The sequence below is a fragment of the Herbaspirillum sp. Her3 genome (assembly GCF_057961275.1).
The window spans coordinates 2,660,399-2,674,002 of sequence record NZ_CM176328.1 but is presented as its reverse complement, the minus strand read 5'-3'; the positions used below and the strand labels follow the sequence as shown (position 1 = coordinate 2,674,002).

Here is a 13,604-nt window from a genome sequence, read left to right as displayed (position 1 = left end):
AAAAACCGCCTGCCGCGCAAATGCGGCAGGCGGTTTCGTTTGTCCGGTTCAGATCAACCGGACCATCCTTTACGACCGAAATATTCTGCTTTGGCAGAATTTCCCTTGAAATCCGGAACGGCACAGCTCAATGCGCCGGCAACGGAATCCACTCGGTCTCACCCGGGATATCGGGAAAGACTTGCTTGTCCCGCCCATTCCAGGCTTGCTTGGCGGCTTCAATCTTGTCGCGCGAGGTCGAGACGAAATTCCACCAGACGAAACGCGGACCATCCAGCGGCGCCCCGCCCAGGATCATGAAGACCGACTCCCCCAGCGCCTTCAGGGCCACTGCGGCACCCGGCGCCAGAATGGCCAGCGTGCCCGGCTCCATGCGCTCGCCGTCCAGCGTCACCTCGCCGCGCACCACGTAGACCGCCCGTTCCTGCACCTCGGCGGCAATCTCCAGTTCAGCACCCTCAGTCGTACTGCCGGCCACATACAGCGTCGGGCTGGCAGTAACGACGGGCGAAGTCACGCCGAAGGCAGAGCCGGCCAGCACGTGCAGTCTGGCGCCGCCCACCTGGGCCTCGGGCATGTCGTCCGAGGCGTAGTGGCGGAACAGCGGGTCGCCATCCTCCTGGTCAGCCGGCAGCGCCACCCACATCTGCAGGCCGTGCACCGGCACCTTCTGCTCGCGGATATCGTCGGGAATGCGCTCGGAGTGGACGATGCCGCGTCCGGCCGCCATCCAGTTGACCGCCCCCGGCGTGATGCGCTGGACAACGCCAAGGCTGTCACGGTGCATCATCGCACCGGAAAACAGGTAAGTGACCGTGGCCAGGCCGATGTGCGGGTGCGGGCGCACGTCGCCTTCAGTGGTGCCGGCATCGAATTCCACCGGTCCCATATGATCGAAAAAGACGAAGGGACCGACCGTGCGTGCAGCCGCCGCTGGCAGCAGGCGCCGGACCGGGAAACCGATGTCGCGCGTGAGGCCATGGATCTGGTGAAGAATATTGCTCATGTTGCTCTCCTGTGGCGGCAGGCACTTTACTGCGCCCACCTGCCTGGGTTCGGATGGAAGGATGGCTCAGGGATGCTTCAGAAGCGGCCAGCGCGGAAATCGTCGATGGCAGCTTCCACCTGTTCGCGGGTATTCATCACGAACGGGCCCCACTGGGCAATCGGCTCATTCAAGGGCTTGCCGGCAATCAGCAGGAAACGGCTGGCCTGCTCGGCCCGCACCGTCACACCAGCAGCACCGGGCACGTTGGACAGCACGGCCATGCGTCCGGCGTCGGCGGCGCGCGTCTCGCTGCCTTCGGCACCCACGGCCAGCTTGCCTTCATAGACGTAGAGGAAGGCATTGTGCGTGGCCGGAATCGGCAGCTCCAGCGTGACGCCTGCTTCCAGCTTCAGGTCCAGATAAAGCGGCTCGGTGGTTTCACGGCGGATCGCTCCGTCCACGCCAAAGGCGCTGCCAGCCAGCACGCGTACCCTCACACCCGGCTGCGGTTCGGTTTCGGGAATGCCGGCCGAGGGGATGTCCTGGTAGCCGGGATCGATCATCTTGTCCTTGCCCGCCAGGTTCACCCACAGCTGGAAACCGCTCATGAGGCCATTTTCCTGTTCCGGCAATTCCGAATGCACCAGGCCACGGCCGGCCGTCATCCACTGCATGCCGCCCGGTTCCAGCAGGCCTTCGTTACCGGCGTTGTCGCGGTGGCGCATGCGGCCGGCCAGCATGTAGGTCACGGTTTCAAAACCGCGGTGCGGATGGTCAGGGAAGCCGGCCAGGTAATCGCTGGGTTCGTCGGAGTGGAAGGCGTCCAGCATCAGGAACGGGTCCAGGCGGCGTTGCAGGTCGTGGGTCAGCACGCGGGTGAGGCTCACGCCGGCACCATCCTGGGTAGGGATGCCGTTAACCAGGCGTTCGATCTGACGGGTATAGGGGGTGCTCATGTTCTTTCTCCTTGGAAAGGCCCGCACTTCGCAGGTGCGGGCCGGTCATTCAATGCGGACGGACGGTGGCGCGAGGTCGCGCCAGGATCAGCGGCTTTCTTCCGGCTGGGCTTGCGGGTCGATGGAGGACACCAGCAGCAGTGCGCCGATCAGGGCCACGTTCTTGAGGAAGTGGATCAGCTGGCCTTGGGCGGCAGCGCCTTCCAGGGTCCAGAACTGGTGTGCCGACAGGGTGGCGCCGACGGTAAAGAGCGCGATCACCAGCGACACCGGCCGCAGACCGCGTCCGCTCATCAGCAGCAAGCCGCCGCCGACTTCGACCAGGATGGTGACCAGCACCGCCAGCGTCGAGACTGGCAGGCCCAGACTGGTGAAGTAGCCGACCGTACCGGCAAAGCCGACGATCTTGAAGATGCCCGAAATGACGAACAGGGAAGCCAGCAGAATGCGGCCGATACGGAAAGTGGTGAAGTTGGTAATCATGATAAGCCTCTCTATGTGGGGTGAACGACGTTGTTTGGATTGTGATGCCGTGTTGCCTTCAATCTTGTTCTTGCCTGGCGCCAATCCGAAGCATTTCCTTGCCTTGCTCTGCCCGGTGATGCATTCGCTGCAGCCAGTGACGACAGAATAGGCAAGATCAGCCCGTATAAAAACTGATTATCTTTTTATAATCATGATCTAAATTTTAGATATAGTTGTCATTCCATCGGATATTGAGGGCCGCATGAACATTGAACGTCTGTCGCTGGATCAGTTGCGGGTTTTCGTGCAGGTCGCCGACAGCGGCAGTTTCCTGGCCGCCGCCCGCAAGCTGGCGCGGGCCCAGTCGGCCGTCAGCTATGCCATCGCCACGCTGGAAGACCAGCTCGACGTGCTGCTGTTCGACCGCAGCGGCTACCGGCCCCAGCTCACCGGCCCGGGGGTGGCGCTGCTGGCCGATGCGCGGCAGGTGCTGGATCATGTCGATTCGCTGCAGGTCCGCGCCAGTTCCTATGCGCGGGGCCAGGAACTGGAGGTGTCGCTGGCCGTGGACGTGTTCTTCCCCACCGATTGCCTGGTGGATCTGTTGCAGCGCTTTCGCCAGGCTTTCCCGGCGGTGACCGTCAGGCTGGAGGTGGAAGCCCTGGGCGCGGTGGCCGAGCGCGTCATCGACGGGCGCTCCATGCTGGGCATCCTGGGCACCTTGCCCACCACGCCGCCCAATCTGCTGCGCATTACGCTACCCAGCGTGCAACTGGTGGCCGTGGTCGCGCCGGATCATCCCCTGGCCAGGATCAAGGGACGCATTTCCGAAAAGCTCTTGCAGCAGCAAACCCAGCTGGTGCTTTCTGACCGCAGTGAATTGACGGCGCGCCAGGACTTCTCGGTACACTCGCGCCTGACGTGGCGCATGAGCGACCTGGGCACCAAGCACGCCCTGCTGCGGGCCGGCATGGGCTGGGGCAACATGCCCTTGCACGTGGTCAGGGATGACCTCGCGGCCGGACGTCTGGTGAGCATCAGTACCATCCATCATCCACCGCAGGGCGCCGAACTGCCGATCCAATGCGTCTACAAGCCCGACCATCCAGCCGGCCCGGCACTGTCGTGGTGGCTGGACTCGCTCTCGGCGCTGACGGCACTGGTGCCCGGAAACAGGGCCCCGGACACAAAACAAGCGCAAGCCGATAATGACAATTTATAAGTTCTAAACGATAAATACAAAAATAAGATTTTTCTTATATTGTGATTTTATCGTTCTTATCCTATATTTCTCATTGAGCGGCGTGACGCCTGCGAGCACCCCGAACGGAGATCACGGCCAGCCTCTGCCGCATCCTTGTCTGCTTGTCTTGATGGAGCCTTCATGGCCAACGACTTTCCCATCAGTCTCTCCACCCAGTTGCGTGAGCATCTGCGCGCCTTGCGCAAGCAACAGCGCATGACCCAGGCCCAGCTGGGCGAACGCGTGGGCGTGAGCCAGGCCCGCATTGCCGAGATCGAGGCCAATCCGGGCGCCGTCAGCGTGGAGCAGATGATGTTGCTGCTCTCCACCCTGGGGGCCAGCCTGAAACTGCACGTCCATGCCAGCGATCAACCCGCCCACGCAGCCGCGGAACCTGGTGCGCCCGTATATATCCCGGCCAGAAAACAGGGCTCCTGGTAATGCAGCTCAATGCCTGGATGAATGGCGAACTGGTCGGCACCTGGAGCGTGGACCGCCAGATGCACCGCTTCCGCTATGCGCCACAGTGGGCGCGTTCGGCGCACTTCCGGCCGCTTTCGCTGTCCTTGCCGCTGACGGCTTCGGGCGAACTGCGTGGCGACACGGTACGCCATTACTTCGACAACCTGCTGCCCGACAATGCCGACATCCGCGAACGGCTGCGCCAGCGCTATCGGCTGCCCTCCACCGGGGTGTTCGACCTGCTGCAGGCGCTCGGCCGCGACTGCGTGGGCGCGCTGCAACTGCTGCGGCCCGATCAGGAGCCGCAAGGCTGGCGCAGCATTGACTGCGAGCGCCTGGATGAGGCCGCCATCGAGCAGTTGCTGTATGCCCTGCCCTTGTCCTCGCCCCCGGCCAGTGTCCAGGAAGATGCGTTACGCATTTCCATTGCCGGTGCGCAGGAAAAGACCGCACTCACCTGGTATCGCGGCAAATGGTGCCGTCCGCTGGGTGCCACCCCGACCACCCATATCATCAAGCTGCCACTGGGCTTGATCGGTGGCGTCATGCAGCGGGTCGATGCGGGGGATTCGGTCTACAACGAATGGCTGTGCTCGCGCATCCTCGCTGCCATGGGATTGCCGGTGGCGCCGGCGCGGGTAGAACATTTCGGGCGTCATACGGTGCTGGCGGTGGAGCGCTTCGACCGCATCAGGATGAAAGACGGCTGGATCGCCCGCCTGCCCCAGGAAGATTTCTGCCAGGCCTTTGGCCTGCCGCCGACCCTGAAATATGAAAGCCAGGGCGGTCCAGGCCTGGTCCAATGCCTGGGACTGCTCAATGCCAGCAGCCAGGTGGGCGACAAGACCTACTTCCTGCTGGCACAACTGGCCTTCTTCCTGCTGGCCGCCACCGATGGCCACGCCAAGAACTTCTCGCTGCACCTGCATGCGGGTGGCCGCTATGAAATGACCCCGCTCTATGACGTGCTGTCGATGTGGCCCTACTTCGGCAAAGGCCCCAATCAGTTCCGCGCGCGCCAGGCCGGGCCGGCCATGATGCTGCGCGGGCGCAATCCGCATCGGCATTTCCATACCATCGAAGCGCGTCACTGGCGGCAACTGGCGCTGCAGCATGGGGGCGAACCGGTGTGGCAGGCCATGCTCGCGCTGGTGCACGGTGCAGGCGATGCCCTGGAGGCGGCCGAAGCCGAGTTGCCAGCGGACTTCCCCGAGCGCACCTGGGAGCGCATCAGCCAGGGCGTGCGCAGCCACCAGGAGCGCTTCCTGCGGGGTGCCAGACAGTCGGTATCATGAGGCCGCGAAACGCTCGCGGTACTGCCCCGGACTCACCCCCAACTGGCGCAGGAAGACCCTGCGCAGGTTCTGTTCCTCTCCATAGCCGGACTGGCTGGCGATACGCTTCAAGGGCAGCCGGGTCTCTTCCAGCGCGCGCCGCGCTGCCTCCAGGCGCATCAGCTCGACCGTGCGTGCCGGGGTGCGGCCGGTCTCGGCCACGTACAGCCGCGCGAAGGTGCGCGGACTCATGTTGGCCTGGCGGGCCAGGTTCTCCACCCGCAGATCTGCATCCAGATTGGCGGCGATCCACGCGTGCAGTTCGGCGAAGCGCCCGGCACCGGCCGCCTGCGAGGCCAGCGGGTGGCTGAACTGGGATTGCCCGCCCGGTCGCTTGATGAACATGACCAGCTGGCGGGCCGTCGCAATCGCAGCGGCGTGTCCCAGATCCTGCTCCACCAGGGCCAGGATCAGATCGATGCCGGCAGTGACACCGGCCGAGGTCCAGATCCTGCCCTGGCGGATATAGATCGGCTCGCCATCCACTTCCAGCGCCGGATAGCGGCGCTGCAACTGCTCGGCCGAACCCCAGTGCGTGGTCACCCGCAAACCGTCCAGTACCCCGGCCTCGGCCAGGTGGAAGGCACCGGTACAGACCGAGCAGACGCGCTGGGCCAGGGGCGCGGCCCGGCGTATCCACGCTACCAGGGCGGTATCGACGCTGAAGGTGTCGCCGAGGCTGCCACCGGGCGAAATCAGCGTATGCAGCCCATCGCCGGCCAGCAACGCGTCCAGCTCGCACAAGGCTTGCGTAAACACCGGCAAGCCCGCACTGGTAAGCACCGCCCCGCCCTGCGCGGAAGCCACGTGCAGGCGATAAACCTCGCGCCCCTGCAGGCGGTTGGTCGTGGCCAGCGCCTGCAGCGGACCGGACAGATCCAGCAGGTTCATGCCGGCATAGGCGAGCAGGACCACATTGCGCGGCGCCTGGGTGGCTTGGGAGGATGGCGAGGGAGTCATGTCGGGCATCAAGGGAATCATCGCCCGATCTTAGCGCAGCCCGGCTGCCAGCGCCGTGCGCCCGGCACGCCGGGCCCACATCCAGCGCAGCGTCACCAGGGCCGACAGCAACAGTACCGGCAGGATGGCGGCATTGAGCGTGGCCCAGCCAAAGCGCGCCAGCAAGGGTCCGGCGCCCAGCGTGGCCAGGGCGGTCGCGGCGTAGCGCATCAGTTCGGCCAGGCCCTGGGTCTTGGCGCGCTCGGCGGGCGTATAGGACTGCGCCAGCAGCGTAGTCCCGCCGACGAACATGAAATTCCAGCCCACCCCCAGCAACAGCAAGGCCACGTAGAAGGCTGGCAGCATGGTCGAGACCATGGCGATGAGCGCACAGCCGAGATTCATCCCCAGCCCGGCCAGCAGGACCGAGCCCAGGCCGATGCGCTGGATCAGGCGGCCGGCAAAGAAGGAAGGCGCATACATGCCCACCAGATGCCACTGGATGATGGCCGCGCCATCGTCGATCCCGTGATGGCAGGCCACGGCAGCCAGGGGTGCGGCCGTCATGATGAACATCATCACCATGGAGCCGGCGACGTTGTTGGCTACCGAGGCCATGAACACCGGCGTACGCGCGATGACCGACAAGGGCCGGGCCGGCGCGGGCTCGGCCTGGGACTGTGCCGCTGCCGCAGGCTCGTGCTGATCCCGATAGAACAAGACCAGTACCAGCACCGACAGCAACCCCATGCCCGCCACCACCAGATAGGCTCCGGCAAACAGCGCCGTGGGAAACCAGTCCTTGCTCCAGGCCGCCAGCGCCGGCCCGACCAGGGCCGCAATGACACCCCCGGCGAGGACGGTGGAAATGGCGCGGCTCTTGGCCGACTCGTCCACCGCGTCAGCGGCAGCCAGCCGGTAATACTGGGCAAAGGCCTGGAACACCCCCACCAGCGCGGTGCCCACACAAAAGGTCCAGAAATGGGCATGCCAGACCGACCACACCGAGATCAGCCCGCCCACACAGCAACTGGCCGCCCCCAGAACGAAGGACCAGCGCCGGCCCAGGCGCTGGATCAGGAAGGCGGCAAACCAGGTCACCACTGCACCGGCCACCGTAATCAGGGCAAACGGCAAGGTCGCCAGCGCCTTGTCCGGGGCCAGTTGCCAGCCGGTCAGCGCGGTCAGGGTCAGGTCGATCGAGATGGCGCAGGTGAACAGGCCCTGGCACAGGGCCAGAATGGCGGCATTGCGGCTACCGCCACCGACGTGGGCGGACAAGGAGGGGCGCATGGATTTGCTCCGGAGGGTCAATGATGGAAAAATTGTCGAATTCCCACCCGCTTGGCGTCAATGACACAAAAGCTTCAATTTCTGCCAAGCCCTTCATGAACAGGACCCTCATGCTGATACAGGCCCATCAATCCGCCCTGCTGGTGATCGATCCGCAGGAAAAACTCTTGCCCGCCATCCATGACGGGCAGGCAGTACTGGCGCAGATGGTGCGCATGGCGACCATCGCCCGCCTGCTGGAGGTGCCGGTCATCGCCACCGAGCAGATGCCCGACAAGCTGGGCCACAATCATCCCGATATCGGGCGCCTGTGCGATGCACCCTTGTCCAAACAGCATTTCGATGCCTGTGCAGATGGATTGCTGGCGATGATTCCGCCGACCGTGCGGCAGATCGTCATTGCTGGCTGCGAGGCCCACATCTGCGTACTGCAGACGGCGCTTTCCCTGCTGCAACGGGGTTATCGCGTACTGCCCCTGCTGGAAGCCTGCGGCGCGCGCCGCCCGCTGGACCGGGACGCTGCTTTGGACCGCTTGCGCGCGGCAGGCGCCACCCCGGTTACGCTGGAAATGGTGGCCTATGAGTGGCTGCAGCAGAGCGAACATCCGCAGTTCCGGGCGGTGCTGAAGCTGGTGAAATAGCCCGGCAGCGCAAGCGTAACCAAAAAGCAAACTGCAACTTGCTCTGATGAAAGTTTTGATTCGTCACCCTGCCGATGCGTTTCGCAGCTAAAAACTGTGGTAAAAGTAACGAAAAAAATCGCAGCGTGGCCGCATGACAATGTGGCGCATCACATATCATCACGCCAAGCCCTGGCCAGCCGACGCCGCCACAACACAGAGGAAACCCAACGCTTATGTCCAGCCTACCTGCCCACACGTCCGTACATTCTCCACCTCCGCTCACCCTGAATGCGCTGCGCGCCAGTTGCTCGGCCTGCAGCATGCACCAGCTATGCTTGCCGATGGGGCTGGACCAGGGCGACATGCAGCGACTGGAGCAGGTCATCAACCGCCGCCGCAAGGTCAAGCGGGATGAAAGCCTCTACCGCTTCAACGACAAATTCGACATGCTCTACGCCATTCGCCTGGGCCATTTCAAGACCTTCCAGGGCAATACCAGTGGAGGCCAGCAGATCACCGGTTTCCAGATGGCCGGCGAACTGCTGGGCATGGATGCCATCGGCGCCGGCCACCACCTGTGCGAGGCGGTGGCACTGGAAGACAGCGAAGTCTGCGAAATTCCCTTCGCGCGCCTGGAAGACCTGTTCCGCGACATGCCCACGCTGCTGCGCCAGTTCCACCGCATGATGAGCCTGGAAATTTCACGCGAGCAGCGCGTCATGCTGACCCTGGGCAGCATGACCGCCCAGCAGAAGATGGCCGCTTTCATGCTCAACCTGTCCTCCCGCTACGCCAGCCGCGGGTACTCCTCGACCCGTTTCCAGCTGCGCATGACACGCGAGGAAATCGGCAACTACCTCGGCCTGGCCGTGGAAAGCGTGAGCCGCCTGCTGACCAACTTCAAAAAGACCGGCGTGATCGAAGTCAACCACCGCGACGTCGAGCTGTGCGACCTGCCGGCCCTGCGCGCCATCGCACTGGGCAACGATCCCTGCGCCTGAGTCGCGCACCGGCGCCACTTGCCGGCAGGCAGGTGGCGGAGGTTAGAATGTCTGGATGACTGATAGCCCCCGCACTCCCTCGTCTTGTTTGCAAGGCTTCCTGCGCGCCAGACTGGCGCGCAACCATCCCCTCGGATTGCCGCTCACGACCGGCCTCATGGCCGTGCTCTCGACAGCCCTGCTGTTTGCCCTGATCGCCTACGAAGTCCACACCAAGGGCGACCTGACCCGCCTGGACCAGCAGCTGGCGGACTGGTTCAACCAGCATGCCTTTTCGCCATTGACCGAACTGGTACTGGGCTATACGCATCTGCACGGCACCATCGGCGTACTGCTGATGGGGGCGGCACTGCTCTGGCACATGGTGCGCAAGGCGCGCTGGGTCTGGGTGACCGACCTGATGCTGGTGTTGCCCGGCGGCATGCTGTGCAACTTCAGCCTCAAGCATGTCTTCGCGCGCCTGCGCCCGAGCTTTGACGATCCCATCCTGGTCCTGCACAGCTACAGCTTTCCCAGCGGCCATACCATCGGCGCCACGCTGCTCTACGCCATGCTGGCTGCCTATCTGCTCAACCAGCCAGGTGTGATCGCAGCCATCGGGGCGCGGCTGCACACCGGCGCGCACGGCGTGCGGGTGGCGGTGATCGGTGCCGCGCTGCTGCTGGTGGCGCTCACCGCCTTCAGCCGGGTCTACCTGGGCGCGCATTTTCTCAGCGATGTACTGGGCGCCATGCTGCTCGGGACGGCCTGGTTCGCGCTATGGACGACGGTAGTGTTTACGTGGCAGCGGCACTATTACGCGCGGCCGCGCTCCAACGGGCTCTGAAACCACCTTCTCACTCGCCTGCGGATGACCGAACAAGCCGACAAGACCCAGGAATCGCCCGCCAGCCATGGCAAATCACCTATGCCACGCCCCGATGTGGTGGCGGTCATCAACGCCCGAGCCGGTGCCGGACACGCCGAGAAACTGGCAGCGCACGTCACCGCGCAATTCGCCCGCCACGGCCTGCATGCCACTGTGCATCTGGCCCGCAGCGGCGAAGACATGCTGCAGACGGCCCGCGCGGCCGTGCGCGACAAGGTGCCGGTGGTGGCCGTGGGCGGCGGTGACGGCAGCGTCAATGCGGTGGCCTCGACCCTGCTGGCCGATCCGCATTGCCAGAGCGCATTGGGCGTGTTGCCGCTGGGCACGCTGAATCACTTCGCCAAGGATCTCAACATCCCGCTGGCGCTCGACGACGCCATCGCCAACATTGCCACCGGACGGCGGCTCAAGGTCGACAGCGGCGAAGTCAATGGCACGCCCTTCATCAACAATTCCAGCCTCGGCCTCTATCCCGACATCGTGCGCGAACGCGAGAAGCAGCAGGCCCGCCTGGGCCGTGGCAAATGGCTGGCCTTCACCTGGGCAGCGATGGGCGCGCTGCGGCGCTATCCCTTCCTGCACGTGCGTCTGTCCATTGATGGCCGGGAACATTGGCGGCGTACGCCCTTCGTCTTCATCGGCAACAACGAATACCTGATGAGCGGCCTGGACATCGGCAAGCGCACCACCCTCACCGCAGGCCAGCTCAGTCTCTACGTCTGCCATCGCACCGGACGCTGGGGCTTGCTGCGGCTGGCCCTGCACGCGCTGTTCGGACGCCTGCACGAAGCGCACGACTTCGATGTGCTCACCGCCACCGAGATCCACATCGAAACCCGCAAGAAGCGCATGCGCGTGGCCACCGATGGCGAAGTCAACCTGATGCACACGCCCCTGCTGTACCGCATCCGTCCGGCCTCGCTGACGGTGATCGTGCCACAGCGGGCCAGCGGCGAAGGCGGCGACGATAACGAATCCGGCCTGTCCGGCAAACTGCCAGGAGAGAAGTGATGCGTACCCTCATCCACCTCTCCGACCTGCACTTCGGCCGTATCGACCCTGCCATCATCGAACCGTTGATTGCGCAGGTACATGAACTGCGGCCCGATCTGGTCGTGGTCTCCGGCGACCTGACCCAGCGCGCACGCAGCAGCCAGTTCAAGGAGGCCAGACAATTCCTCGATGCCCTGCCACAGCCGCAACTGGTGGTGCCGGGCAACCACGACGTGCCGCTCTTGAACGTCGCCGCGCGCCTGCTGCAGCCGCTGCGCAAGTACAAGCGCCACATCACTGCCGATCTGCAGCCGCTGTATGTGGACGAGGAAATCGCGGTAGTGGGCATCAATACTGCGCGTTCGCTGACCATCAAGGATGGCCGCGTCAACGACCGCCAGATCGAACTGGCCCGGCGCGAGCTGCACGGCGCGGGCGATCACCTGGTCAAGATCATCGTCACCCATCATCCCTTCGACCTGCCGCCGGGGCCGCATCACCATGGCCTGGTCGGCCAGGCGGTGCCGGCCATGCGGGCCTTCGCGCTATGCGGGGCCGACGTGTTGCTGGCCGGTCACGTGCATACCAGTTCGGCCGTCAGCAGCGCCGGGCGCTATCACATTCCCGGTTATTCGGCGCTGGTGGTGCAGGCAGGTACGGCCACCTCCACCCGAGGCCGCGGCGAGAGCAATTCCTTCAACGTGCTGCAGGTGGAGGCGCACCAGATCGTGGTGCATCGGCTGGGCTGGCAGCCCGAACTGAACAGTTTTGCGCTGGCCGCGTCGCAGACCTTCGTGCAACGCGGCAGTGAATGGTTCGAGCAGACCGCCGACGGCCAGCTCAGTGAATGATCAAGCCGCAGCGCGCTGATGCCGTGCGTAGCGGATCACATCCACCAGCAAGAAGAGCAACAGGCTCACGCCCATCAAAGGCAGGCTCCAGCCCAGCAACAGCGCCAGCACCGCGAGCGTGACGCGCTGCACGGGCGCCAGCCGCATCACCGCCTGGACCAGCGGTGCCAGGCTGGCGCCCGCAGCGGGACGGCGCCGCCACCACATTACGTAACCCAACACGATCAAGCCCGTCAGGGCCACGCCGAAGAGTGCCATCAGGATCTGGTTGACCACGCCGAACAGCACGCCCATATGGGCATCCACGCCCCAGCGGATCAGCTTGGCGATCAATGGAAAGCCGGCGAAATCGGCGCGGCTGGTGATGGCCATGCGATCCGCATCGATGGCCACCGTATCCACCTGGGTCGGCCAGGAGCGGTCCACTTCGCGCACCACCCAGGCCTGATTGGCTGCGCGCGGCGGACGGATCTCGATCTCGGCGGCATCGATGCCACCAGCGCGGGCGATCTGCTGCACCATGTCGAACCGGGCCGGATCGCTGGCACCAGGCATGGACATGCCATGCGCGCCCATGTGATCGGCGTGTTCGCCCATGGACATGGCCGGTGCGCCGGGCTGCAGCTGGGTCGATACCGATGGCGTGATCCAGCCCAGTTGCGTGCGCATCTGGCTCACGCGCTCACCGGCCCAGCGTGACCAGGTGAGGCCAGTCGCCGAGAAGAACACCAGCCCCAGCACGATCCACAGGCCCACCAGCGTGTGCAGCCGGCGCGTAGTCAGCGCACGCGCTGCGCGCGCCTTGCCGGCAGCGCGCCGCTGGCGGCCACGCCACCACAGCCACACACCGCCCAGCGCGCCCAGCCACAGCCAGGAAGCGGCCAGCTCGCTGTAGTTGCGGCCCAGCTCGCCCAGCATGAGGTTGCGATGCAGGTAATCCAGCGTGGTGCGCAAGGGCAGCACGCCGCTGGTGCCGTAGACGATCAGGTCACCCTTGATGTGCAGGCTCACCGGATCGACGAAGATGGCGCGGCTCTCCGAATCACCCAGCCCGGGCTGGCTGAACATGACCCGCGTATTCCACCCCGGCGCCTTGGCCGGACGCACCGCGAACAGCCGCGCCTGCGCTCCGATGACGGCCTGTGCGGCAGCCACCTGGTCGGCCAGTGGCCGGGCCTCGCCCTGGCTGTGGTTGTAGAGCTGCGCGGCATAGAGATGCGATTCGATCTGCGGCGTGAGCACGTAGAGCGTGCCAGTCAATGCCGCCACCAGGATGAAGGGCCCGACGAACAGTCCGATATAGAAATGCAGGCGCAGCAACACGGCATGCAAGGCCGAGGCGGCCGGACGGGAGTGCAGGCTGGCAGCAGTGGCAGCGCCATCGGCTGCGGGCGGGAAGGATTGGATGGTCATGTCGGCGGGCCGGCGCGCTGGGCGCGGAAAACGGAATCAGGTGCGCGATTGTAGGGCGTGCTGCCGGCGCTGCGAATGTGGCAATTTGTCGCAGCCAAAAAAGAAGAGCCGCCGGATGACTCCGTGCGGCTCTTCCTGCCTGTGCCCTGCGGCGCCCTGGTGAAGGCACCCGCGC

General features: G+C 64.8%; 14 protein-coding genes. 8 read left to right on the top strand and 6 right to left on the bottom strand.

Annotation, left to right across the window (positions count from 1 at the left end):
- Positions 1 to 127: 127 nt before the first annotated feature.
- From ACVC5H_RS12265 to ACVC5H_RS12255, 3 genes are all read right to left on the bottom strand, one after another.
- Positions 128 to 1,006, bottom strand: coding sequence for a pirin family protein (locus ACVC5H_RS12265; protein WP_489622551.1), 879 nt, complete (start codon positions 1,004 to 1,006; stop codon positions 128 to 130).
- A 77-nt stretch (positions 1,007 to 1,083) separates the two neighbouring features.
- Complete coding sequence (locus ACVC5H_RS12260) at positions 1,084 to 1,944, bottom strand: pirin family protein (protein WP_489622550.1); 861 nt, start codon at positions 1,942 to 1,944, stop codon at positions 1,084 to 1,086.
- Between the two features lie 87 nt (positions 1,945 to 2,031).
- The gene (locus tag ACVC5H_RS12255; RefSeq protein ID WP_489622549.1) at positions 2,032 to 2,427 is read right to left on the bottom strand and encodes a DoxX family protein; all 396 of its coding nucleotides are present in this window, start codon (positions 2,425 to 2,427) and stop codon (positions 2,032 to 2,034) included.
- 244 nt (positions 2,428 to 2,671) lie between these two features.
- On the opposite strand from ACVC5H_RS12255, the gene ACVC5H_RS12250 reads away from it, so the two are divergent.
- From ACVC5H_RS12250 to ACVC5H_RS12240, 3 genes are all read left to right on the top strand, one after another.
- Positions 2,672 to 3,631, top strand: coding sequence for a LysR family transcriptional regulator (locus ACVC5H_RS12250; protein ID WP_489622548.1), 960 nt, complete (start codon positions 2,672 to 2,674; stop codon positions 3,629 to 3,631).
- Between the two features lie 162 nt (positions 3,632 to 3,793).
- The gene (locus tag ACVC5H_RS12245) at positions 3,794 to 4,093 is read left to right on the top strand and encodes a helix-turn-helix transcriptional regulator (protein ID WP_489622547.1); all 300 of its coding nucleotides are present in this window, start codon (positions 3,794 to 3,796) and stop codon (positions 4,091 to 4,093) included.
- The gene (locus ACVC5H_RS12240; protein WP_489622546.1) at positions 4,093 to 5,409 is read left to right on the top strand and encodes a HipA domain-containing protein; all 1,317 of its coding nucleotides are present in this window, start codon (positions 4,093 to 4,095) and stop codon (positions 5,407 to 5,409) included. Before ACVC5H_RS12245 ends, ACVC5H_RS12240 begins: the two co-directional genes overlap by 1 nt.
- Here ACVC5H_RS12240 and ACVC5H_RS12235 read toward each other — a convergent pair.
- Positions 5,404 to 6,417, bottom strand: coding sequence for a GlxA family transcriptional regulator (locus ACVC5H_RS12235; RefSeq protein ID WP_489622545.1), 1,014 nt, complete (start codon positions 6,415 to 6,417; stop codon positions 5,404 to 5,406). The genes ACVC5H_RS12240 and ACVC5H_RS12235 overlap by 6 nt on opposite strands.
- A gap of 21 nt (positions 6,418 to 6,438) precedes the next feature.
- Positions 6,439 to 7,680, bottom strand: a complete 1,242-nt coding sequence (locus tag ACVC5H_RS12230; protein ID WP_489622544.1) for an MFS transporter — start codon at positions 7,678 to 7,680, stop codon at positions 6,439 to 6,441.
- Between the two features lie 110 nt (positions 7,681 to 7,790).
- On the opposite strand from ACVC5H_RS12230, the gene ACVC5H_RS12225 reads away from it, so the two are divergent.
- The 5 genes from ACVC5H_RS12225 to ACVC5H_RS12205 all read left to right on the top strand — a co-directional run bounded on the left by ACVC5H_RS12225 (position 7,791) and on the right by ACVC5H_RS12205 (position 12,016).
- Positions 7,791 to 8,321 (top strand): isochorismatase family protein, encoded by a 531-nt coding sequence (locus ACVC5H_RS12225; protein WP_489622690.1) that lies wholly within the window; start codon positions 7,791 to 7,793, stop codon positions 8,319 to 8,321.
- 215 nt (positions 8,322 to 8,536) lie between these two features.
- Positions 8,537 to 9,304 carry a fumarate/nitrate reduction transcriptional regulator Fnr gene (fnr, locus tag ACVC5H_RS12220; protein WP_489622543.1) on the top strand — a complete coding sequence of 256 codons (768 nt, stop codon included), beginning with the start codon at positions 8,537 to 8,539 and terminating at the stop codon, positions 9,302 to 9,304.
- A 55-nt stretch (positions 9,305 to 9,359) separates the two neighbouring features.
- Positions 9,360 to 10,130 (top strand): phosphatase PAP2 family protein, encoded by a 771-nt coding sequence (locus ACVC5H_RS12215; RefSeq protein WP_489622542.1) that lies wholly within the window; start codon positions 9,360 to 9,362, stop codon positions 10,128 to 10,130.
- An 81-nt stretch (positions 10,131 to 10,211) separates the two neighbouring features.
- Positions 10,212 to 11,183 (top strand): diacylglycerol/lipid kinase family protein, encoded by a 972-nt coding sequence (locus tag ACVC5H_RS12210; RefSeq protein ID WP_489622541.1) that lies wholly within the window; start codon positions 10,212 to 10,214, stop codon positions 11,181 to 11,183.
- Positions 11,183 to 12,016 carry a metallophosphoesterase family protein gene (locus ACVC5H_RS12205; RefSeq protein WP_489622540.1) on the top strand — a complete coding sequence of 278 codons (834 nt, stop codon included), beginning with the start codon at positions 11,183 to 11,185 and terminating at the stop codon, positions 12,014 to 12,016. Before ACVC5H_RS12210 ends, ACVC5H_RS12205 begins: the two co-directional genes overlap by 1 nt.
- Here the strand turns inward: ACVC5H_RS12205 and ACVC5H_RS12200 are convergent, their stop codons facing one another.
- Complete coding sequence (locus tag ACVC5H_RS12200; protein ID WP_489622539.1) at positions 12,017 to 13,429, bottom strand: PepSY-associated TM helix domain-containing protein; 1,413 nt, start codon at positions 13,427 to 13,429, stop codon at positions 12,017 to 12,019.
- Positions 13,430 to 13,604 lie beyond the last annotated feature (175 nt).